Origin of the sequence: Nocardia alni (genome assembly GCF_019038435.1) — a bacterium.
Classification (GTDB): Bacteria; Actinomycetota; Actinomycetes; order Mycobacteriales; family Mycobacteriaceae; genus Nocardia; species Nocardia alni.
The window spans coordinates 1-21,098 of record NZ_JAGPOX010000162.1 but is presented as its reverse complement, the minus strand read 5'-3'; the positions used below and the strand labels follow the sequence as shown (position 1 = coordinate 21,098).

19 protein-coding genes are annotated in these 21,098 nt (G+C 67.5%); 11 read left to right on the top strand and 8 right to left on the bottom strand.

The features are described from left to right. Positions 1–393: 393 nt before the first annotated feature. The 3 genes from JZ791_RS37995 to JZ791_RS37985 form a co-directional block, all read right to left on the bottom strand. The gene (locus JZ791_RS37995; RefSeq protein WP_216901827.1) at positions 394–633 is read right to left on the bottom strand and encodes a hypothetical protein; all 240 of its coding nucleotides are present in this window, start codon (positions 631–633) and stop codon (positions 394–396) included. 51 nt (positions 634–684) lie between these two features. Further along, complete coding sequence (locus JZ791_RS37990) at positions 685–2,577, bottom strand: PH domain-containing protein (protein WP_308163361.1); 1,893 nt, start codon at positions 2,575–2,577, stop codon at positions 685–687. A gap of 117 nt (positions 2,578–2,694) precedes the next feature. Continuing rightward, on the bottom strand, positions 2,695–3,285 hold the full coding sequence (locus JZ791_RS37985) for a PH domain-containing protein (RefSeq protein ID WP_216901825.1): 591 nt from the start codon (positions 3,283–3,285) through the stop codon (positions 2,695–2,697). 459 nt (positions 3,286–3,744) lie between these two features. On the opposite strand from JZ791_RS37985, the gene JZ791_RS37980 reads away from it, so the two are divergent. The 3 genes from JZ791_RS37980 to dapC all read left to right on the top strand — a co-directional run bounded on the left by JZ791_RS37980 (position 3,745) and on the right by dapC (position 7,957). After that, a complete protein-coding gene (locus JZ791_RS37980) occupies positions 3,745–6,333 on the top strand; it encodes a bifunctional FO biosynthesis protein CofGH (protein WP_216901823.1) in 2,589 nt (862 codons plus the stop codon). Between the two features lie 187 nt (positions 6,334–6,520). Beyond that, positions 6,521–6,844, top strand: coding sequence for a ferredoxin (fdxA, locus tag JZ791_RS37975; protein WP_040827607.1), 324 nt, complete (start codon positions 6,521–6,523; stop codon positions 6,842–6,844). Positions 6,845–6,847: 3 nt separating this feature from the next. Then, positions 6,848–7,957, top strand: a complete 1,110-nt coding sequence (dapC, locus tag JZ791_RS37970) for a succinyldiaminopimelate transaminase (protein ID WP_216901821.1) — start codon at positions 6,848–6,850, stop codon at positions 7,955–7,957. Positions 7,958–8,411: 454 nt separating this feature from the next. Here dapC and JZ791_RS37965 read toward each other — a convergent pair whose 3' ends face one another. The 3 genes from JZ791_RS37965 to JZ791_RS37955 form a co-directional block, all read right to left on the bottom strand. Further along, positions 8,412–8,657: a hypothetical protein gene (locus tag JZ791_RS37965; RefSeq protein ID WP_216901819.1), complete on the bottom strand. Its 246-nt coding sequence runs from the start codon at positions 8,655–8,657 to the stop codon at positions 8,412–8,414. Between the two features lie 10 nt (positions 8,658–8,667). Continuing rightward, entirely contained in the window at positions 8,668–9,978 is a 1,311-nt protein-coding gene (locus tag JZ791_RS37960) for a S8 family serine peptidase (RefSeq protein WP_254207040.1), read from the bottom strand. 93 nt (positions 9,979–10,071) lie between these two features. Continuing rightward, entirely contained in the window at positions 10,072–10,923 is an 852-nt protein-coding gene (locus JZ791_RS37955) for an oxygenase MpaB family protein (protein WP_216901816.1), read from the bottom strand. 170 nt (positions 10,924–11,093) lie between these two features. Here JZ791_RS37955 and JZ791_RS37950 point away from each other — a divergent pair, with 170 nt between their 5' ends. Next, positions 11,094–11,726 carry a TetR/AcrR family transcriptional regulator gene (locus JZ791_RS37950; protein ID WP_216901815.1) on the top strand — a complete coding sequence of 211 codons (633 nt, stop codon included), beginning with the start codon at positions 11,094–11,096 and terminating at the stop codon, positions 11,724–11,726. Positions 11,727–11,824: 98 nt separating this feature from the next. On the opposite strand, the gene JZ791_RS37945 is transcribed toward JZ791_RS37950, so the two are convergent. Further along, positions 11,825–12,739, bottom strand: coding sequence for an oxygenase MpaB family protein (locus tag JZ791_RS37945; RefSeq protein ID WP_216901814.1), 915 nt, complete (start codon positions 12,737–12,739; stop codon positions 11,825–11,827). A gap of 177 nt (positions 12,740–12,916) precedes the next feature. Here JZ791_RS37945 and JZ791_RS37940 point away from each other — a divergent pair, with 177 nt between their 5' ends. After that, the gene (locus JZ791_RS37940; RefSeq protein ID WP_216901813.1) at positions 12,917–14,344 is read left to right on the top strand and encodes an acyl-CoA synthetase; all 1,428 of its coding nucleotides are present in this window, start codon (positions 12,917–12,919) and stop codon (positions 14,342–14,344) included. Between the two features lie 146 nt (positions 14,345–14,490). Further along, positions 14,491–14,862, top strand: coding sequence for a PPOX class F420-dependent oxidoreductase (locus JZ791_RS37935; RefSeq protein ID WP_216901811.1), 372 nt, complete (start codon positions 14,491–14,493; stop codon positions 14,860–14,862). Positions 14,863–15,124: 262 nt separating this feature from the next. Here JZ791_RS37935 and dapD read toward each other — a convergent pair whose 3' ends face one another. Further along, entirely contained in the window at positions 15,125–16,078 is a 954-nt protein-coding gene (gene dapD / locus JZ791_RS37930; RefSeq protein WP_216901810.1) for a 2,3,4,5-tetrahydropyridine-2,6-dicarboxylate N-succinyltransferase, read from the bottom strand. A gap of 73 nt (positions 16,079–16,151) precedes the next feature. Between dapD and dapE the strand changes: the two genes are divergently transcribed. From dapE to JZ791_RS37905, 5 genes are all read left to right on the top strand, one after another. Next, positions 16,152–17,246, top strand: a complete 1,095-nt coding sequence (gene dapE, locus JZ791_RS37925) for a succinyl-diaminopimelate desuccinylase (protein ID WP_216901809.1) — start codon at positions 16,152–16,154, stop codon at positions 17,244–17,246. A gap of 89 nt (positions 17,247–17,335) precedes the next feature. Continuing rightward, the gene (locus tag JZ791_RS37920; RefSeq protein WP_216901808.1) at positions 17,336–18,136 is read left to right on the top strand and encodes an LOG family protein; all 801 of its coding nucleotides are present in this window, start codon (positions 17,336–17,338) and stop codon (positions 18,134–18,136) included. Next, complete coding sequence (locus JZ791_RS37915; protein ID WP_438804598.1) at positions 18,133–18,687, top strand: LOG family protein; 555 nt, start codon at positions 18,133–18,135, stop codon at positions 18,685–18,687. The genes JZ791_RS37920 and JZ791_RS37915 overlap by 4 nt, the downstream gene beginning before the upstream one ends. A 25-nt stretch (positions 18,688–18,712) precedes the next feature. After that, complete coding sequence (locus JZ791_RS37910; protein ID WP_216901806.1) at positions 18,713–20,482, top strand: long-chain-acyl-CoA synthetase; 1,770 nt, start codon at positions 18,713–18,715, stop codon at positions 20,480–20,482. 201 nt (positions 20,483–20,683) lie between these two features. Beyond that, positions 20,684–21,098 (top strand): dihydropteroate synthase (locus JZ791_RS37905; RefSeq protein ID WP_216901805.1); only part of this gene is annotated, 415 nt, incomplete at its 3' end.

Sequence of the window (21,098 nt, the reverse complement as noted above, 5' to 3'; positions counted from 1 at the left end):
CCCACCACCCCGGCCGCACCCAACCGAACTCCCTGTGGGGGAGTGAGCAACACCATGCTCTCGCCCACGCACAAGACTTCATGCACTGCCACGTCCGCAATACCTCCGCGTATTTCACGTAGATCGGATACTGCCGTCGCCGGTCTCGGCGCGCAATGCAGGGCGCGTGGTGCGGTGTCCAGGAGCAACAGCAGTGTCCGGCAGAGGACGTTCGTGGCTAGTGGCTATGAGGGCGGCTGGATACCAGGGCTGTCGCGTCGGTGCGCACCGGCAGGCCATCGACGTGATCTCCCGCACGGGCACCAAGGATCGTGGGCGGCAGTTCCCGGCGGGTCCAGGTCGGCTGGCGGCTGTGGACCGCTTGGGAGGCGACGACGGTGACGCACTGGTCGATCAGTCGGTAGCGCCGTCCGGACGGTTGTCGGGGACGAGTGCGTCGGACAGTTCATCGTCGGTAGCGTCGTCCAGATCGCGCTGCAACTCGTCGTAATCGAGCACTGGTGCCGTGGCGAATATCGCCTGAGCGGTGGCAGTCGTGACGAATCGGGCGCCCGGATCACTACCGAGCGTCAGCGCACGCCGCCTATTCTCGCGCGGGTCGCGTGGAGTGCTGCCGGTGCCGGAGGCGGGCATACATGTATGTATAGCAGGCTTTACTACGCGTCTGGTTTGTCGGCTGGCTGGTCAGCGAGGTGTGTGGTGGCCGAGTTGGCCCGGAGTGACCGACTCGATCAGGGGCCAAGTTTCAGCCAGGGGGATGTCGACTATTCGGTAGCGTTTCTTGCCTGCGGCGGTGGCGGCGATGAGGGTGGCCAGGCCGGCTCGGCGCTGGAAGAAGGTTTGGCGGATGGTCCAGCCGATGATGCCGGGGGACTCCAGGCAGTCTCGGTCTCGGTCCAGGGAGCCGTTGCGGGTGATCAGCCAGGTGGGAGTCGTGGTGTCGCCGGGGATTACGGCGTGGCCCAGGCCCTGGTAGCGGTCGTGGGCCAGGGCGGTGGCCAGGAGTGCGAGGATGATCAGGACGATCCAGGGCCAAGTGGGGATCGATACTCCCGCAAGGGATGTCGCTGCCATGGCTAGTGCGATGACGGCCAGTGGGGCGAGGGCTCGGGTGAATCGTCGTCGACGTGCGCGGGGGCCGTGCTGGATGAGGGGGACGATCGCGGGGGCCGCGACGCCGTTCGGTGTTGTGGGGTCGAATATCGTTGCGGGAGAATGAGTATCGAGAGGGTACCGAGAGGAACCGGCTCCGGTGGCACGTGCCGCGTCGTGCGGGCCATGGTCTACAGCGGTTGCGGATGCTGTGGTGAAGTCCGGTTGATCGGTTGGGGCGCAGGGTGTTACGGGGTTCTGGTGGATCGGTGGTGTGGGGCGGCTGGCGAGGAGTTGGGTGAGGGTGTGGTCTACGGCCGTGCGGGGGGCTTGGGGGAGGATTTTCTTGCGGGCGTCCGAGCCGGTCATGATGGCCTCGAGTTCGGCGCCGTGTGCGAGGCGGAGCAGGAGAGGCTCTTTCAGGGTCGCGCCGCGCAGGCGGGTGAGGTCCAGGGTGGTTTGGCGGGTGGTGAACAGACCGTTGCGGATGTGCAGGGTGGTGCCGTCGTCGATCACGCGGAGGCCGAAATACGTTGTCAGATAGCGTAAGCAGTCGGCCAGGATGGTGACGACGATCAGCGCGACGAGCAGGATGGCCACGGAGGCGGCGATGAACAGGGCGCCGCGGGCGCTCAGGTTCTTGACCGTGTGCGAATTGAACAGCACATTGGCGATGCCGAACTTGAAGGCCAGACCGATGATCGGGACGAGGATCGCCAGGCCGCGGAGCGAGAGCGGGGCGTAGCGCACCCATCCCGGCTGCCAGTGGCCGATCTCGATTCCGCGGTCCGTCTCGATACCCTGGGGCAGTTGCGGTGTCGCGGTCGGCGAGTCGGTAATCGGCTGCCCCGCAGGCGTAGTCGCCTGTGCCGCGGCGGATTCGACCTCGTGTAGCAGCAGTGCGCGCAGCTCGGGGACCTGCCGGGCGTCGACGCCGTCCAGATGGAAGCGCTCCCGCTTGGTGGCGTGCTGGCCGGTGCCGATGGCCAGCACCACCAAGCCGAGCAGCCGGTGCATCAGGTCGGCGTGCACATCCACCGAGCGGATGCGCGAGCGCGGCACGGTCAGCGTCTTGCGTTGTAGCAGGCCCTGGCGCAACTGCACGGTCTCGGGACCGATCCGGTAGGTCGTGGTGAACCAGCGCGTGACGGCCAGCCCGACGATCACCGCCAGCAGCGCCAGACTCCATTCCGGATTGTCGCTCTGGCTACCCGCGATCAGCGTGACCAGCAGCGCCGGGATATAGCGCACCACCTCCCGCACCGGATGCAGCAGCAACATCCGCCGATCCAGCCGCCGCCAGGGTGTCTCGGCCGAGCCCCCGCCGGTCGGATAGGCGCCGATCGCCTCGGCAGAATCGTGTTCGGTTGTCCGTCCTGCCGGTAATCCGTCCTGCCGCGTACTCACGTCCGCATCGGGTTGATGGTCGCCCCCGGTCGGATCGAGCGGTTGGGCAGTGTCCGTCCACTCGTTGCGCTCACTCACGACAGTTCCCCCTCGTCGGCACTCATGGTTCGCATGCGCGCTACCTCGTAGGAGGTATGCCCGCGCCGCCGGCACTCGGTCCGGCGCGGTCGACAGGCGCGGTCGATGTTCGCCGGCTCATGTCGCATCCCCCTGATGTGCGGCGGCTATCACGGTCAGCCGCTGGACGGTCTGTTCGGCGACCGGCAGGTCCAGCGCGGGGATACGGACCGCACCGGCGGAGGACGCGGTGGTGACGGTGACCGTGGCCAGGCCGAGCACGCGCTCGAGCGGGCCGCGATGGGTATCGACGGTCTGTATGCGGGTGATCGGCGCGACGCGGCTCTCCTGGGTGATCCAGCCGGTGCGCGTGTATACCGCCTCGGCGGTGACCTCCCAGCGATGCACCGCATAACGCCACATCGGCGCGATGACCACATGCAGCGCGGCCAGCACCAGCGTGATCACGATGGTGACCAGCTGTGCGGTGCGATCGGCGTCGTCGGTGAACACCCAGATCAACTCGGCGATCAGCACGATGAGCCACCCGAGCAGTGGCGACAGCATCCACAGCACCTTCGCGCGCGGACTGGGCCGCCATGCCGGTTCCGCCAGAATCGTCCCGCCGGGAACTACCGTCGTGCCCCCGCCGGGCGCCGCGCGACCGATCGGCTCGCGCTCCTCATCGTGCCCCCCGGCGTCGTGGCCCGCCGCCCCTCCGTATGCCATGCGACCATCGTGACACGAACCACCGACAGTCGCCGGTCCACGCGTCGGACCAGCGCGGATCGCGACTGCGACGCGGTCCGGGCACGCTCGTCTCGCCGCCGGGGCCTTCGGGATGTTCATATCCGCCGCCACCCGGAGCCGACGCGCGCACTTCTTGTTCGCCGCACTGCGAGTAGCCGACCCGCCGATGCTCTGCTCGCCGAAAACCGCTATCGTGGCAGAGACGGTCCATATGTCGCGGGTGCGCGAGTTGGACCGATTCGACTGAGTTCGGCCGCATCGGCTTTGGATGCGGTCCCGGCCATCGGTGTTGTGACGGGTGTTGCGACGGCGGCCGGCGGGGCACTACGGTGCCCGGCCACGTTCCGGGTCGATTCCCACAGATCCGGAATAGCGCACCGGGGCATCGAGTTGTCTCACGTCACGAGCAACGAAGGAGAACTGTCGGATGGTTGCCGCATGAGCACGGACCTTTCGGAACCGGGCATTCCACCTACCCCACCCTCGGCCTCGGCGATGCGCCGGGCGCTGCGCCGGGCGCGCGACGGGGCGACGCTGAATCTCGACGAGGCCGTGGTGCTGCTGCACGCGCGCGGCGATGACCTGGCGGATCTGAGCACCTCGGCCGCCCGGGTGCGCGATGCCGGTCTGCGCGAGGCCTACGGGACGGACGTCCTGCCCATCACCTATTCCCGCAAGGTATTCATCCCGCTCACGCACCTGTGCCGGGACACCTGTCACTACTGCACGTTCGTCACCGTGCCCGGCAAACTGCGCGCACAGGGCAAGGGCATGTACCTGGAACCGGACGAGGTGCTCGACATCGCTCGTCGCGGCGCCGAATTGGGCTGTAAGGAAGCGCTTTTCACCCTCGGCGACCGCCCCGAGGAGCGCTGGCCGGAGGCCCGTCAGTGGCTCGACGAACGCGGCTACGACTCCACCCTGGACTACGTGCGCGCGATGTCCATCCGGGTGCTCGAGGAGACAGGACTGCTGCCGCACCTGAATCCGGGCGTGATGAGCTGGGCCGAACTGTCGCGCCTCAAGCCGGTCGCGCCCTCGATGGGCATGATGCTGGAGACCACCTCCGAGCGGCTGTTCACCGAGCGCGGTCAGGCCCACTACGGCAGCCCGGACAAGGATCCGGCCGTGCGGCTGCGCGCCCTGACCGACGCGGGCCGCCTGTCGGTGCCGTTCACCACCGGCATCCTGATCGGCATCGGCGAGACGTTGGTCGAGCGGGCCGAGTCGATCATGGCGATCCGCAAGTCGCACAAGGCATTCGGGCATGTTCAGGAGGTGATCGTGCAGAACTTCCTGGCCAAGCAGGACACCGCCATGCGCGACACCCCCGATGCCGACCTGGAGGAGTTCCGCGCGGCCATCGCGGTGACCCGCATGCTGCTCGGCCCGAAGATGCGCATCCAGGCCCCGCCGAACCTGGTCGCGCTCGACGAATGCCGTGCGCTGATCGAGGCAGGTATCGACGACTGGGGCGGCGTGTCGCCCTTGACTCCCGACCACGTCAACCCGGAGCGGCCGTGGCCGAACCTGGACACCCTCGCCGAGGTCACCGCGCAGGCCGGATATCGGCTCACCGAACGCCTCACCGCACATCCCAAGTATGTGCTGGCCGGGCATCCGTGGATCGATCCGCGCGTCGCGGGTCACGTTGCCGCCCTTGCCGATCCGGAGACCGGCCTGGCGCGGGAGGTCAACCCGCAGGGTCGCCCCTGGCAGGAGCCCGATCACGACTGGGACTCGGCCGGACGCATCGATCTCAACACCGCGATCGACACCGAGGGCCGGAACACCTTCGCCCGCAGCGACTCCGGGCTCGAGTCCGAATCCCTGGGCGCGTTCGGCGACTGGGAGACCGTGCGCGAGCAGGTGCTGTCGCTGTCCGCGCCGATCAAGCTCGACACCGACGTGACGGCGGCCCTGCGCGCGGCCGAACGCGATCCGGCGGGCCTGTCCGATGAGGATTATCTGGCCCTGGCCACCGCCGACGGCCCTGAACTCGACGCGATCGCCGCCTTCGCCGACCAGTTGCGCCGCGATACGGTCGGTGACGACGTCACCTACATCGTCAACCGCAACATCAACTTCACCAATATCTGTTACACCGGTTGCCGATTCTGTGCGTTCGCCCAGCGCAAGGGCGATGCCGACGCGTTCACCCTGTCCGCGGAGGAGGTCGCCGACCGGGCCTGGGAGGCGCACGTCGAGGGCGCGACCGAGGTCTGCATGCAGGGCGGTATCGACCCGGAACTCCCCGTGACCGGCTACGCCGATCTGGTGCGGGCGGTGAAGCGGCGCGTGCCCACCATGCATGTGCACGCCTTCAGCCCGATGGAGATCGTCAACGGCGCCTCGCGCGGCGGCCAGAGCATCCACGATTGGCTCTCGGCACTGAAAGAGGCCGGGCTGGATACGATTCCGGGCACCGCGGCGGAGATCCTGGACGACGAGGTGCGCTGGGTGCTCACCAAGGGCAAGCTGCCCACCTCGGCGTGGATCGAGGTGATCACCACCGCGCACAAGCTGGGCATCCGCTCCAGTTCCACGATGATGTACGGCCACGTGGACAATCCGAAGCACTGGGTCGGACATCTGCGGGTGCTGCGCGGAATCCAGGACGAGACAGGTGGTTTCACCGAATTCGTGCTGCTGCCGTTCGTCCATCAGAGCGCGCCGCTGTACCTGGCCGGCGCGTCACGCCCCGGGCCCACGGTGCGCGACAACCGTGCCGCTCACGCGCTCGCGCGGATCATGCTGCACGGCCGGATCCCGAATATCCAGACCAGCTGGGTCAAGCTGGGTATCGCGGGCACCCAGGTGATGCTCAACGGCGGCGCCAACGATCTGGGCGGCACGCTGATGGAGGAGACCATCTCGCGCATGGCCGGAGCCGAGAACGGTTCGGCCAAGACGGTGGCCGAACTCCACGAGATCGCCGAGGGCATCGGCCGCCCGGCGCGCGAGCGGACGACTCTCTATGGTGAACCGCGTCACAAGCTCGCCGCTGTTCCGCTGTCGGTGGGCTGAGATTCGCCTGCGTGTGGGCGTTCGCCCGAATCGGCATCGGGCGCCGTGGTGGTTAGGATTGCACCTGACTCCCGCGGCGCCCGGCGGCGTGGAGTTAGGCAAGGCTGACCAGTAGTAATGTGTGATGCCGGGATACTGTTGCGCGAGCGGAGTATCCCGCAGGCAAGGACAGACTAGGAGAGCGGCAGTGCCGTACATCATCGCTGAACCGTGCGTTGACGTGAAGGACAAGGCGTGCATCGAGGAATGCCCCGTGGACTGTATCTACGAGGGCGGTCGCATGCTGTACATCCATCCGGACGAGTGCGTGGACTGTGGTGCATGTGAGCCGGTGTGCCCGGTGGAGGCGATCTTCTACGAGGACGACACTCCGGACCAGTGGAGCGGATACGTCAACGCCAACGTCGATTTCTTCGACGACCTGGGTTCCCCGGGCGGCGCGACCAAGGTCGGCAAGGTCGACTTCGACCCGCCGTTCATCGCCGCGCTACCGCCGATGGCCAGCGAGTAGACAGTGCCCGCGCGTCACCCTGTCAGTAGTCTCCTGCCCGATTTCCCTTGGGACACCATCGCTTCCGCGAAGGCGCGGGCTGCGGCGCATCCGGACGGCATCGTCGATCTGTCGGTCGGCACGCCCGTCGACCCCGTCGATCCGCTGATCCGCGCGGCTCTGTCCGCCGTCGCGGAGGTGCCCGGTTATCCGGCCACGCACGGCACGCCGGAGCTGCGCGCCGCCGCGGTGGCCGCGCTCGAGCGGCGGTTCGGCATTACCGGCGTCGCGCCGGAGGCGGTGCTGCCCGCGATCGGGACCAAGGAAGTGATCGCGGGGTTGCCGCGGCTGCTGGGCCTGGGTGCGGACCATCTGGTGGTCATTCCGGAGGTGGCGTATCCGACCTACGAGGTCGGAGCGCTGCTGGCGGGCACGCGAATCCTGCGGGCGGACGGGGTAACTCGGCTCGGTCCGGAGTCGCCCGCGCTGATCTTCCTGAACTCGCCGTCCAACCCCAGCGGCAAGGTGCTCGGTGTCGACCACCTGCGCAAGGTGGTGGAGTTCGCCCGCGAACGCGGCGCGATCGTCGCCTCCGACGAATGTTATCTGGGCCTGGCCTGGGATGAGCCCGCGGTCTCGATCCTGGACCCGCGCGTCTGTGACGGTGACCACACGGGTCTGCTGGCGATCCATTCGCTGTCCAAGACCTCGAATCTGGCCGGATACCGCGCCGGATTCGTCACCGGCGATCCCGCCCTGGTCCGCGAGCTGCTCGAGGTGCGCAAGCACGCCGGCATGATCATGCCGTTCCCGGTGCAGTCCGCGATGACCGCCGCGCTGAACGACGACGTGCACGAGGCCGCCCAGCGCGAGCGTTACCGCGTCCGGCGGGAGATCCTGCGAAAGGCGCTGGAGCACGCGGGCTTCCGCATCGATCACTCGGTCGCGGGGCTGTACCTGTGGTCCACCCGTGAAGAGAACGGGCGCACCACACTGGACTGGCTGGCCGAGCGTGGCATCCTGGCCGCTCCCGGCGACTTCTACGGTCCGACCGGGGCGAATCACGTCCGAATCGCTCTGACGGCCACCGACGAACGCATCTCCGCGGCGGCCAAACGCCTCATCGCGGACTAAACCGCCGCTCACCCGCCTCTCTCTCCGCGGCCTCAGGCCAGACTCGGGTGCCGCAACGGTGGCGTTGGCGGATTGCGGTGGGAGGGCGGCTCGGGTTAGCCCGTCCCGGCAAGTTGCCCGTGTCTCGCGAAATCAGTTGGCGCTCATCCGCGCCTTGGGCCTGACTTGGGCGCCGCAATGGTGGCGTTGGCGACTAGCGGTCGGGTGGCGGGCGAGTCGGCCTGACCCGAAAATCAACGCGACCGGGCGCGGGAGCACCCGGCGGAGCCGGGCGCGTCGGCGAGCGACCAGACCGATTTTCAGCCTTCGACAAGCTCCTGCGCCAGCGGGGACAAAGGCTGTTGGCCGGAATCCACTGGTGCGTGGCTGGTTACGGTGGATCCCGGCCAGAAGCATGCTGGAAGGACGAGGTGGGTGACCAAGTTGAGTGGTAGGACGACTGGGGAGGGCCTTGCTATGCGGGCGATTCCCCATCTTTCGCCGGTTCGATCCGCGGGTCGGCGAAAACTGTTGCTCCGGACTCGGATTCGCTCATGCGCTGGGCGGCGGCGTCGGTGACGCGTAGTGCGTGTAAGCCCTGGTCGGGATCCAAGGGGATCAGGCCGTAGGCGGTGTCGACCTCGGATTCGGCCAAGCCCAGCTTCCGCACGGCGTCGTCCAATGTCGCGCCTTGCGGAAGCCGGATGGTCAACAGCGGCATGAGTCCAACGCTACGCCTTGGCGGCCGTCTTCTGTAGCTCCGCCAGGATGGCCTGGGCGTTGATGGCGCCGTAGCCGTAGTCGTAGTCGAATCCGGACGGGTCGTGATGGGTCGCGGTGTTCTGGATCAGGGTGCGCAGCTGTGCGGGCGGCAGGGCCGTGGCCGAATGGGTGGTGCGGATCGCCGCCACCAAGCCCGCGGCGACCGGGCAGGCCGTCGAGGTGCCCGTGTCGGTGTCACCGTCGACCTGGGAGCCGCTGAAGTGGGTGTAGCTGCACACGTCCGGTTTCTTGTCCGACAGGCGTCCGGGGCCCTGGGAGGAGTAGCCGACCCGCTGTCCGTTCGTGTCGACGCCGCCGATGCTCAGCACGCTGGGGCTCGAATTCGCCCCGCCGATCGAACGATCCGTGTACTGGCACCGTGCGTCGGGGCAGTCGCGGCCGCAGTTTCCGGCGGCGAACAGGATGTCCGCGCCCGCCGACTCGAGCGACGCGACGATCACGTTGAACGGATGGTTCGGATTGTCCGAGTAGTTCCCTGGCTGGCCGACCGGGAAATCCCACTGCGGGGAGAACGAACCCCAGCTGTTGGAGACGACCAGCGCCCGCGTGGCCGCCGGCTGATCGGTGAGCACGGTGCGTAGATGGGCGTACGCGGCGACCGCGTCCGACAGCAGCCCGTCCATGGTCGAGCCGCCCGTGCGGGTGCTGAGCATGACCGGGATGTCGAGGTACGAGGCCTGCGGCGCGGCGATCAGCGCATCGAAGGCGCACATGGTGCCGTGCTCGACCGGGAACTGGCCCGCGGTTCCGGTGACGCCCTGCGGATTCCAGCTGCGGGCGGTGTCGATGGTGAAGGTTCCGCCGCGCACCTGGTCGACGCGGGCGGCGTTGATTCCGGTGTCGACGAGGGCCAGGGCGACGCCGTTGCCCGTCAGTCCGGCCGAGGCCAGGTCGGTGGTGTGCAGCAGGGAGGCGACGTCGTGGTAGGTGCCGACCGACGGATCACCGCCACAGGTGAGCACGCGCTCGATCACCGGGTCGGCGAAAACCCCGGTGACAGTGGGGTGTCCGGACAGAGCGGCAAGGATGTTCTCGGCGGTATCGTCGATTTCCCCGCGCACCACCACCATGGCGTCGGCGGGCTGCAACGGTACGGCCTGGCCGGTAGCCGCACTCGGCAGCGCGACGGGTTCGAAGACGTGGTCGATATCGAATCCGGCCAGTTCACCGATGACATCACCGGCGGCGACGCGGATGTTGGGATCGATGACGGAGGCGATGAGTTCGGTTGCGGGGCGAAGCTGAAGGACAACGCGCATGACCTTCATCCTGCCGGGTGTGCGGGGATCTCGCGTGCCGAACGCGGATTCCGTTGCGAGGCACAGTGACCGGCTCGGCCCCGCTGGGATGTATTACACCAGGCTGAGACCCAGCCGCCGCCGCATTCGCATATCGGCGAGGCAGGTGTTGAGCGGCGCGTTTCGAAGGACGACGGGCATGCGGATCCACACGGCGGATATCGCCCGCAGGATCGCGGTGTATGTGCGTTCGTCACGTGCGGTCCACGTCATGTGCATCTCGTCACGCAGATGCTGTGGCAACAGGGCGGTCACGCCGAACCGGTGCAGGCGGCCGAACACGAACCTCGGTATGGGGGACAACCACTTCAGGTCGACCAGTTCGGTGAAGTAGGCCCGCGTGGTGTCGTCGATCACGCGCAGGGGCAGGCTCTCTTCCCAGTAGCGGTAGAACGATTCCCGGTCCGGCGGCCACATGTCCTGCCGCATTTGCAGCGTGGTGCCCAGACGGGCGCAATAACGGTAGAAATCCTCTGCCAGTTCGGGTTCCATCGGTCCGTGCATGCGGATGTAGAGATCGTCGATGCCCCAGTACAGGCACGCCGCGACCCACAGTTGCAGCTTCGGGTCGAAGGCGTTGTACTTCACGTCCGCGTCCGGCTTGGAGTGGACCGGCCGGTGCGAGCCGTTGACCGCCTCGCGATAGACCTCCCGGTCGCGTTCGGTGCCGATCAGGGCGACCGCGAGATAGGTCAGGGTGGTGCGCAGGCGCTTGACCGGGTGCAGCGAGGCCTTACCGCTGTCTACGGTGCTCTCCATGACGCCGTAGCCGACCGGCGGGTGGCTGAGCTGCATGATGACGTTGGCGGCGCCACCGAGGAAGGACGCGATTCCATCGACGTGTTCGCGGACCGTTTCCGGGGTGAGCGTCACCTGGGGCTCGGGCAGTGGGGTGGCGGCGGTCATCGTCGACTCGGCTCCTCGATCTCTTCGCGCCGTGAGGCGGAAGTAACGTGAGAAAGAACTTCTCTCACCTTCTCATTCCATGGTAGTCCTGTCAATCGGCCGGGCTGTAAAGTTGCTGGTATGCGATGATTTTCCTGTCATCGTCTCGAGATGCTGAGAGAGAGGCCGTGATGGTGCAGCTGGCGAAACTGTTGCCGCTGGTCCGCGGTGCGTCGGTCGAGGACGACGGGCAGAGCAAGGTGCTGGACGCCGCCCTGCTGGCCTTCCTCGACTTCGGGATCAAGCGCACCAGCATGGTGGAGGTCGCCCGGCGCGGGGGGCTGTCGCTGGCCACGCTGTATCGGCGTTTCGCCGGGAAATCCGATCTCATCCAGGCCGTGGGTTTACGGCAGGCGCGGCAGTTCATCGAGCAGGTGGATCGGGCCGTGCAACAGCAGATCGACAGCGACGCCGGGGCCGAGGAGCAGATCGTGGAGCTGTTCGTCGCTTTCCTGGACGGGTTGCGGGGCAATCGGCTGCTGGATCGGCTGCTGACCACCGAGCCGGAGATCGTGCTGCCGCACCTGACGGTGCAGGGCGCGCCGGTCATCGAGCTCGGGCGCGACTACCTGGCCGAGTTCATCGTCCGGTTGCAGCGCGAAGGCAAACTGCCGCAGTACGATCCGCTACCGCTGGCGGAGATGGTGGCCCGCACGTCCTTGTCGATGGCGCTGACGCCGCAGACGGTCATCCCGCTGGACGACGACGCCGCCACCCGCCGGTTCGCCCGCGATCATGTGGTACCCGGATTCCGGATTCCGTGAGTCGAGAACCGGCCTCCCGCTGCATTCTGCGCGCCGTTTCGACGGTTTCCGGAGGTTCGGGCGGTAAGAATGCAGCGTCAGGCCGGGGTGGTCCCGCTCTATACGAGTGTGCGTCCGAGTCGGCGGCGCACGCGCATGTCCAATAGGTAGGCGTTGATCGGAAACATCCTGATCTGCTTGGGTATTCGCGACTCCACGGAACCCACGGTGCGCAGGATCCCGGCCAGCACGCGATCGTCCCGCTCGCTCCAGCTCATGCCCATCTGCTCGCGCAGCGGCGGCGGTAGCAGGCCCGCGACGACGAATCGATGAAATCCACCGAAGGTCAACCGGATCGGTTGCGGGAACATCTTCAGGTCGATCAGATCCTGAAAGTATTGCCGCACCGGCGGATCGATGGTGGCCCTGGCCAGGTTCTCGGTCCAGTAGACGTCGAAGGCGGCGCGATCGGGCGGCCACATGTGCTGGGGCAGTTGCAGTGTGGTGCCCAGGCGCGCGGCGTGCCGGTAGAAGGCGTCCTGTGCCTGTTCGCTCATCGGTCCGTGCATGCGCCGACGCAGATCATGTGCGCCCCAGTACAGGCAGGCGGCGACCCACAGCTGTAGTTCCGGGTCGAAGGCGTTGTACCGCACCGGACTCGACTCGGTGGAGTGCACGGGGCGATGCGCGCGGTTGATCGCCTCGCGGTAGGCGGCACGGTCCTCGTCGGTGCCCATCAGCGCCACCGCCAGATAGGTCAGGGTGGTGCGGGTCCGCTTGATCGGATGCCGCATGATCTGACCACCCTCGACGGTGCTCTCCAGCACGCCGTAGCCGACAGGCCGGTGGCTCAGTTGCATGATCACATTCGCCGCGGCGCCGAAGAACGCGGAGGAGCCGTAGAGCTGTCCGGTGATATCGAACCGGTCCGGGGCGCCGGGGTCGAGTGGAGTGGAATCGGCGGTGGATCTGGGTGTCGTCCGAGGTCGTGCGCCTGCTCGGCGCGGTGAGCTGGTCCGTGGTGAGCTGGTCATCGTCGACCCCGTTCTCCATGAGAAGCCTACGTATAAACCTTCTCACCGTGATCACGGAGGTGTCAACGGCCGTCCGCGCGCCGCGACCGATTCACAATTGCCGCGTGGCCGCCGGATCTTCGCGGCGGCGCAGGCTCGCGGCGGCGATCGCTTGCACCGGCTTGGTAGGTTGGACGCGTGTCTTACGGGTCGTTACCGCTGTTGAAGTCGTTGAATCCCGCCGCCGTCGCCGCGGGCGCCGATATCCCGGATGCTGTGGCCATCGACGGGCAGACTCTTTCGCGCAGCGATCTGATCGGCGCGGCGACCTCGGTGGCCGAGCGGATCGCGCAGGCACAGCGGGTCGCGGTGCTGGCCAAGCCTACTGTCACGACCGTGCTGGGGATGCTCGGGGCGCTGATCGCCGGGGTCACCGTCGTGCCGGTGCCGCCGGACTCCGGACCTGCCGAGCTCGAGCACATCCTGCGTGATTCCGGTGCGCAGGCGTGGCTCGGTGAGGGGCCGGAAGGTACTGCGCTGCCGGTGGTTCCGGTGCGCACGCATGCCCGCTCGTGGCATACCTATTCCGAACCCGGACCGGACACAACGGCTTTCATTCTCTACACCTCCGGGACCACCGGTGCGCCCAAGGGTGTTCTGCTCAGCCGCGCGGCCATCGCCGCGGGCCTGGACGCGCTCGCGGCCGCCTGGGCTTGGACGGCCGACGATGTTCTCGTACATGGACTTCCGCTGTTCCACGTGCACGGGCTGATCCTGGGCATGCTGGGCCCGCTGCGGGTGGGCAGCCCGCTGGTGCACACCGGCAAGCCCACTCCCGCGGCCTATGCGGCGGTCAAGGGCACGATGTACTTCGGCGTCCCGACGGTCTGGTCGCGCGTAGTCGAGGATCCCTCGGCGGCAAGGGAACTGGCGAACGCGCGGCTGCTCGTGTCGGGCAGCGCGCCGCTGCCGGTGCCGGTATTCGAGAAGCTGCGCGAACTCACCGGTCACGAGCCGATCGAGCGCTACGGCATGAGCGAGACCATGATCACGATCTCCACCCGCGCCGACGGAGAGCGGCGTCCCGGATGGGTCGGGCTCCCGGTCGAAGGGGTGCAGACCCGGCTGCGTGACGAGGCTGGGAATCCGGTCCCGCACGACGGCGAGAGCATCGGGGCCCTGCAGGTGCGTGGCCCGATGCTGTTCGACGGCTACCTGAATCGTCCCGAGGCCACCGCCGAATGCTGGAGCGAGGACGGTTGGTTCCGCACCGGCGACGTCGCCGCGATCGACGCCGAGGGTTTCCATCGGATCGTCGGCCGCGAATCGGTGGACCTGATCAAGTCCGGCGGATTCCGCGTCGGCGCCGGGGAGATCGAGACCAGCCTGCTCGGCCACGCCGCGGTCGCCGAGGTCGCGGTGGTCGGCGTCCCCGACGACGACCTGGGCCAGCGCATCGTCGCATTCGTCGTACCGCGCGACGGATCCGGCGAGGACCTCGAGCGCGAGCTGATCGACCATGTCGCCCAGCAACTCTCGATCCACAAGCGCCCCCGCGAGGTCCGCCTGGTCGGCTCGCTGCCCCGCAACGCCATGGGCAAGGTACAGAAGAAACTCCTGACCTGATCCCGCGGACCACGCCCTCGCAGGCACTTGCACCATGCCCGCCGACCGAATGTCACGCCCATTCGCCTCAACCGATGAGCTGACATTCGACGGATCCGGCACGGCTCGCTTGACCTGGAGTGTGGTTCAGCTTTTATGGTCTTGTCATGATCGCAACACTGTCCCCCGCCCAGATCGACTACCTGCGCACCCAACGCCTCGCCCGCCTGGCCACGATCCGCCCCGACGGCGCCCCCCAGAACAACCCGGTCGGCTACCGCTACAACGAGTCCCTCGGCACCATCGACATCGGCGGCTACAACATGGGCGCGACCCAGAAGTTCCGCAACCTGGCCAAGGAAGAACGAGTCTCCCTCGTCATAGACGACATCAAGTCCACCACCCCCTGGGAAGTCCGCTGCCTCGAAATCCGCGGCACCGCCCAAGCCCTCCGAGACGTGGACAGCGGCATCCCCGGCACCAGCCCCGAGCTGATCCGCATAACCCCGCTGCGCATCCTCGCCTTCGGCATCGAATAGGCCGGGAATGTAGCGCCCGATATCGTTCCGGCACAACGAATCCCGCCGCAACTATCTGCGTACGTTCCAGAGCGCGGATACCGGCAATGCCCTGAACTCGGGTCCGATGTCCTGGCCGGCCCAGCCGAGCCGGCGGGCCCGGGTGCGTATTTTGCCGCCTGGATCTGTGTGAGCGACTCGGCCGCCAACTGCCCACGCCGGCGATGTGACACCCGAGCCCCGGTGTGAGGCGCGGAGAGGCGGTCGAGCGAGGCGGAACTACTCAGTTGGCGTGGAGGGCGGCGTTCAGTTCTATGCCGGTGCCCTTGCGGGGGACTACCTCTACTGCGCCGGAGAGCGAGTTGCGGCGGAACAGGAGGTTTGATTGGCCGGTCAGGGCGGCGGCCTTGGCGGTGCGGCCGTCGGGGAGGGTTAGTTTGGTGCCGGCGGTGATGTAGAGGCCTGCTTCGACTACGCAGTCGTCGCCCAGGGGGATGCCCAGGCCCGCGTTGGCGCCCAGGAGGCAGCGTTCGCCGATCGAGATGACCTGTTTGCCGCCGCCGGACAGGGTGCCCATGATCGAGGCGCCGCCGCCGACGTCCGAGCCGTTGCCGACGACCACGCCGGCCGAGATGCGGCCCTCGACCATGGAGGCGCCGAGGGTGCCGGCGTTGAAATTCACGAAACCCTCGTGCATGACCGTGGTGCCCTCGGCCAGATGGGCGCCCAGGCGCACCCGGTCGGCGTCGCCGATCCGGACGCCCGCGGGGAGCACGTAGTCGACCATGCGGGGGAATTTGTCCAGGCTGTACACGGTGACCGGGCCGCGGGCGCGCAGGCGGGCGCGTACCAGCTCGAACTCCTCCACCGCACAGGGGCCGTGGTTGGTCCACACCACGGTGGCCAGCAGGCCGAACTGGCCCTCCAGGCTCAGTCCGTGCGGGCGGACCAGGCGGTGGGAGAGCAGGTGCAGACGCAGGTAGACATCGTGAGTGTCGGCGGGGGCGGCGGACAGGTCGGCGATGGTGGTGCGCACCGCGACCACCTCGACCCGGCGCGCCTCGTCGGTGCGGATCAGGTCGGCGAACCGGGCGTATTCGGGATCGGCAGGACTCAGCTTCTCGGTGCCGGTGGTCGTGAACTCGCCCAGCTGGGGGTACGGAAACCAGGTGTCGAGGATCGTGCCGTTCACAGTGACAGTGGCCAGGCCGACTGCGGATGCTCCCTGAATACTCACGTCGGCGATTCTATGGGCCCATGCCGGTCCGGCGGGACCGTGGGTATCAGGGAAGGAAAGTAGGCTGAGGCGGGTGAGCATCGATCTGCGCGCCGACCCCATTGCCCTGACCTCCGCCCTCGTCGACATCCCGAGTGTCTCCCGGGACGAGGCCGTGATCGTCGACGCGGTGTTGTGGGCCCTGCGCGAGCAGACTACGGGCTTCGAAGTGCTACGCCACGGCAACACCTTGCTCGCGCGGACCGATCGCGGCCTGCCGACCCGGGTGATCCTGGCCGGTCACCTCGACACCGTGCCGATCGCCGAGAACGTACCGGGCAGGTTCGAGGAGCTGGACGGTCAGCGACAGCTGTACGGCTGCGGCAGCGTCGACATGAAATCGGGTGACGCGGTCTTCCTGCATCTGGCCGCCACCGTCGCCGACCCGGTCTGCGATCTGACCCTCATCTTCTACGACTGCGAGGAGATCGCCGCCGAATTCAACGGTCTCGGCCGGATCGAACGCGAACTGCCCGACTGGCTCGACGGTGATCTGGCGATCCTGGGCGAGCCCTCGGGCGGCTGGATCGAGGCGGGCTGTCAGGGGACGCTGCGAGTGCGCCTGACCGCCACCGGCGCCCGCGCGCACACCGCGCGCGCCTGGATGGGCGAGAACGCGATTCACGCCCTCGCGCCGATCTTGCGGCGGCTGAGCGAATATCGGCCCCGTGAGGTGGACATCGACGGCTGCGTCTATCGCGAAGGCCTGTCCGCGGTGCGAATCGGCGGCGGCGTCGCGGGCAATGTGGTGCCCGACGAGGCGAGCGTGGAGGTGAATTTCCGCTTCGCGCCGGATCGTTCGCTGGATTCCGCGACAGAGCATGTGCGACAGCTCTTCTCGGATCTGGATGTGCAATTCGAGCGCACCGACGGCGCCGCCGGCGCGCTGCCCGGCCTGTCCGCGCCCGCAGCGAAGAACCTTGTGCAGCAGGTTCATTCGCACGGTGGCGGCGGAGTGCGGGCCAAATACGGCTGGACCGATGTATCCCGTTTCGCCGCGCGCGGCATCCCGGCGGTCAACTTCGGCCCCGGCGATCCGAGCCTCGCGCACACGGTCGACGAACACGTCCCGACCGCCCAGATCACCATGGTGGCCGACATACTGCGCGGGTACCTGACCGGAGCCTGATACGCGACCGAAACCCCTGGCCAAAGGGGTTGCCGAGTCCGATACCAGACGGAAAGCCCGAATTCTCGTGCCCCTGCTAGCGTGAGCTTATGTCCAGCGACTCCGAACATGTCACTCGATCACCCAAGTCAGCGCCGAAATTCCGGGGTCCGGTCGTGTTGCGCGGGGATCGCAAACAAGGAGCGGGTACCACCGATCAGCATCTGCTCGACGGCCGCGGCCCCACCGACTGGGTGCACACCGACCCGTGGCGGGTGCTGCGGATCCAGAGCGAATTCGTGGAGGGTTTCGGCGCGCTCGCCGAAATACCCAGGGCGATCACGATTTTCGGTTCCGCGCGCACAGCGGTCGACCATCCGGAATATCAGGCAGCGCAGGCGATCGCCGCAGCGCTGTCCAGGGCTGGGTTCGCGGTGATCACCGGAGGCGGGCCCGGCGTGATGGAGGCGGCCAACCGCGGCGCGCACGAGGCCGGCGGCTTCTCCATCGGGTTGGGCATCGAGTTGCCGATGGAGCAGGGGCTGAACGAATGGGTGGATCTGGGCATCAATTTCCGCTACTTCTTCGCCCGCAAGACCATGTTCGTGAAGTACTCCCAGGCGTTCATCTGCCTGCCGGGCGGCTTCGGCACCCTGGACGAACTGTTCGAGGCGCTGACCCTGGTGCAGACGCACAAGATCACCCGATTCCCCATCGTGTTGTTCGGCACCCGGTACTGGGCCGGTCTGGTGGACTGGCTGCGTGATTCGCTGCTGGGATCGGGCAAGATCTCGCCCGGGGATCTGGGTTTGGTGCATGTGACCGACAGTGTGGAAGAGGTCGTGGACATCGTGGTGCGCGCGGCGCAGGGCCGGGGTGAGGATGCGATCGGGACGGAGGATCAGTGGTGAATGACCGTGCGTATGCGGTCTGTGTGTATTGCTCGGCCAGCGCGGGGGATAGTGCGCAGCTGCGCCTGGCCGCCCAGGTCGGCACCGAAATCGCCCGGCGGGGTTGGCATCTGGTGTCCGGTGGCGGACATGTGTCGATGATGGGCGCGGTCGCGACGGCGGCCCGCGCCGGTGGCGCCCGGACGGTCGGGGTCATTCCCAAACAGCTCGTGCACCTCGAGGTCGCCGACGTCGACGCCGACGAGTTGATCGTCACCGACACCATGCGCGAGCGCAAACAGGTCATGGAGGATCGCGCCGACGCGTTCCTGACCCTGCCCGGTGGCATCGGCACGCTGGAGGAATTCTTCGAGGCGTGGACCGGGGGCTACCTCGGCATGCACGACAAACCGGTGGTCGTGCTGGATCCGCTGGGCCACTACCGCGGATTGTTCACCTGGTTGGATCAGTTGCGCGACGCGGGGTTCGTCTCGAAGTCCGCGCTGGAGCGAGTTACCGTGACCCCCGATCTGGCGCAGGCTTTCGATGCGCTGGTGACCCGACCGAATTGAGCTTCGAAGTGCGCTGGAGGACACCGTGACTGCGGAAGTCTCGACGAATATCTCCCTGCTCGACCTGGCCCGCTGCCTACCGGCGATGGCTATGGACACGCCCGGAATCGTGCGCGGTGGCGCGGGCCTGCTCACCGGCCCGGACCACAAGGCATCGGTGGGGCTGTACTTCCAGCGTGCCGCCGCGAAAGTGCCTGCGCGCCCGTTCATCCGGTTCGAGGGACGCGAGTACACCTACGGCGAGGCGAATAGCGAGGTCAACCGCTACGCCTCGGTGCTGGCCGGGCGCGGGGTCGGACGCGGCGACGTGGTCGGGATACTGATGACCAACCGGCCCGAGACCGTATTCGTGGTGCTGGCGGTGGCGAAGCTGGGCGCGACGGCCGGACTGCTCAACCACAATCAGCGCGACAAGGTGCTGGCGCACAGCTTCGGCCTGCTGGGCAGCGTGGTGAACGTGATCGGTGACGAGTGCCGCGAGGCGCTGGAAACACTGCCCGAGCCGCCGGAACATCTGTTGTTCTCCGATGAGCTGACCGCGGCCGCGCATACCGCCTCCGATGCGAATCCCGCTGTGTGCGAGGATATTCGCGCCCGCGAGCGGGCCTTCCTGATATTCACCTCCGGTACCACCGGCCTGCCGAAGGCCAGCGTGATGACGCATCTGCGCTGGGTGAAGGGGATGGCCGGATTCGGCGGCCTGAGTATCCGGCTGCGCGGCGAGGACACGCTGTACTGTTGTCTTCCCCTGTACCACAACAACGCCCTGACGGTCGCCCTCGGCGCGGTGATCGGCTCACAGGCCACGTTGGCGCTGGGCCGCAAATTCTCGGCATCCGGTTTCTGGAACGAGGTGATCGCGAATCGGGCCACCGCGTTCATCTATATCGGCGAGCTGTGCCGTTATCTGCTCAATCAGCCCGAGAAACCCACCGACCGAGAGCATTCGGTGCGCGTGGCCGTCGGCAACGGGCTGCGTCCGGAGATATGGGACGAATTCAAGCGGCGTTTCGGCATCGGCCGGATCGTGGAGTTCTACGCCGCCAGTGAGGGGAATGTCGCGTTCGTCAACGCCTTCGGGGTGGATCGCACCGCCGGATTCGGGCCGCTGCCGTACGCGATCGTCGAGGTCGACGAGACCACCGGCAAGGCACGGCGTTTCGGGGACGGGCGGCTGCATCGCGTGCCCTCGGGCGGCACCGGGCTGCTGCTGTCGAAGGTGACCGACCGCTCACCGTTCGACGGCTACACCGACGCGTCGGCGACCGAGTCGAAGCTGGTGCGGGGTGCGTTCACCGACGACGACTGCTGGTTCGACACCGGAGACCTGGTACGCGACCAGCATTGGCATCACATCGCCTTCGTGGACCGGCTCGGCGACACGTTCCGCTGGAAGGGTGAGAACGTGGCGACCACAGAGGTCGAGGGTGCGTTCGACGGCCTCGAGTCGATCACCCAGGCGGTGGTGTACGGCGTGGACGTGCCCGGCTCCGACGGCAAGGCGGGCATGGCCGCGGTGACCCTGCGCCCGGAGGCCACCCTCGACGGCCGCGCGGTGGCCGCCCATCTGTACGACCGGCTACCCGGCTACGCGGTCCCGCTGTTTCTGCGCGTGGTCGACGAGTTGGAGACCACCAGCACCTTCAAGAGCCGCAAGGTGGACCTGCGTAAGCAGGGCTACGCCCCCGACGGCGAGACCACGGTCTACGCCCTGTCCGGGCGCGAGAAGGGCTACGTGCCGTTCTACGACGGCTACCCCGACGAGGTCGCCGCGGGCCGTGCTCCGGGGGCCTGACCGGCCCGTGAACCGCTGGTTGCCAACCTGGCCTTTCGAGCCGTACACACTGCTGCGATGCCAGGGTGACAACTCGTGTTTCGTTAGTGCCGGGTAACTTGTTGGGGACGGGCTAACTCAGCGCAGCCTGACTGCCGGCCGCCAACGCGACTGTTGCGGCCCACGAGTTCGGGCTCAGGCGCGGAGAGGCGGATTGTGATCATGAGTTCTGTGTCGCCGCTGCCTACTCTTTGCGGGAAGCCGGTGGCGACAGACAGAGCGCTCGTGATGGCCATCGTGAACCGCACCCCGGATTCGTTCTACGACCGGGGTGCGACGTTCACCGACGAGGCCGCGCTGGCCGCCGTGGATCGTGCCGTGGCCGAGGGGGCGGATCTGGTCGACATCGGCGGGGTCAAGGCCGGTCCGGGCGACAGCGTGGACGCGGCGGAGGAAGCACGCCGGGTGGTCCCGTTCGTGGCGGCCATTCGCGAGCGCTATCCCGATCTGTTGATCAGTGTGGACACCTGGCGCGGTGACGTCGCGCGGGCCGCGGTCGCCGAGGGCGCGGACCTGATCAACGACACCTGGGCCGGTGCGGACCCGGATCTGGCGGGGGTGGCCGCGGAACTGGGGG

Coding starts and splice junctions, on each gene's coding strand:
- JZ791_RS37995 (WP_216901827.1), bottom strand. CDS start 633: ATGCCCGCCTCCGGCACCGGCAGCACTCCACGCGACCCGCGCGAGAAT.
- JZ791_RS37985 (WP_216901825.1), bottom strand. CDS start 3,285: ATGGCATACGGAGGGGCGGCGGGCCACGACGCCGGGGGGCACGATGAG.
- JZ791_RS37980 (WP_216901823.1), top strand. CDS start 3,745: ATGAGCACGGACCTTTCGGAACCGGGCATTCCACCTACCCCACCCTCG.
- JZ791_RS37965 (WP_216901819.1), bottom strand. CDS start 8,657: ATGCCGCTGTTGACCATCCGGCTTCCGCAAGGCGCGACATTGGACGAC.
- JZ791_RS37960 (WP_254207040.1), bottom strand. CDS start 9,978: ATGCGCGTTGTCCTTCAGCTTCGCCCCGCAACCGAACTCATCGCCTCC.
- JZ791_RS37955 (WP_216901816.1), bottom strand. CDS start 10,923: ATGACCGCCGCCACCCCACTGCCCGAGCCCCAGGTGACGCTCACCCCG.
- JZ791_RS37950 (WP_216901815.1), top strand. CDS start 11,094: ATGGTGCAGCTGGCGAAACTGTTGCCGCTGGTCCGCGGTGCGTCGGTC.
- JZ791_RS37945 (WP_216901814.1), bottom strand. CDS start 12,739: ATGACCAGCTCACCACGGACCAGCTCACCGCGCCGAGCAGGCGCACGA.
- JZ791_RS37935 (WP_216901811.1), top strand. CDS start 14,491: ATGATCGCAACACTGTCCCCCGCCCAGATCGACTACCTGCGCACCCAA.
- JZ791_RS37920 (WP_216901808.1), top strand. CDS start 17,336: ATGTCCAGCGACTCCGAACATGTCACTCGATCACCCAAGTCAGCGCCG.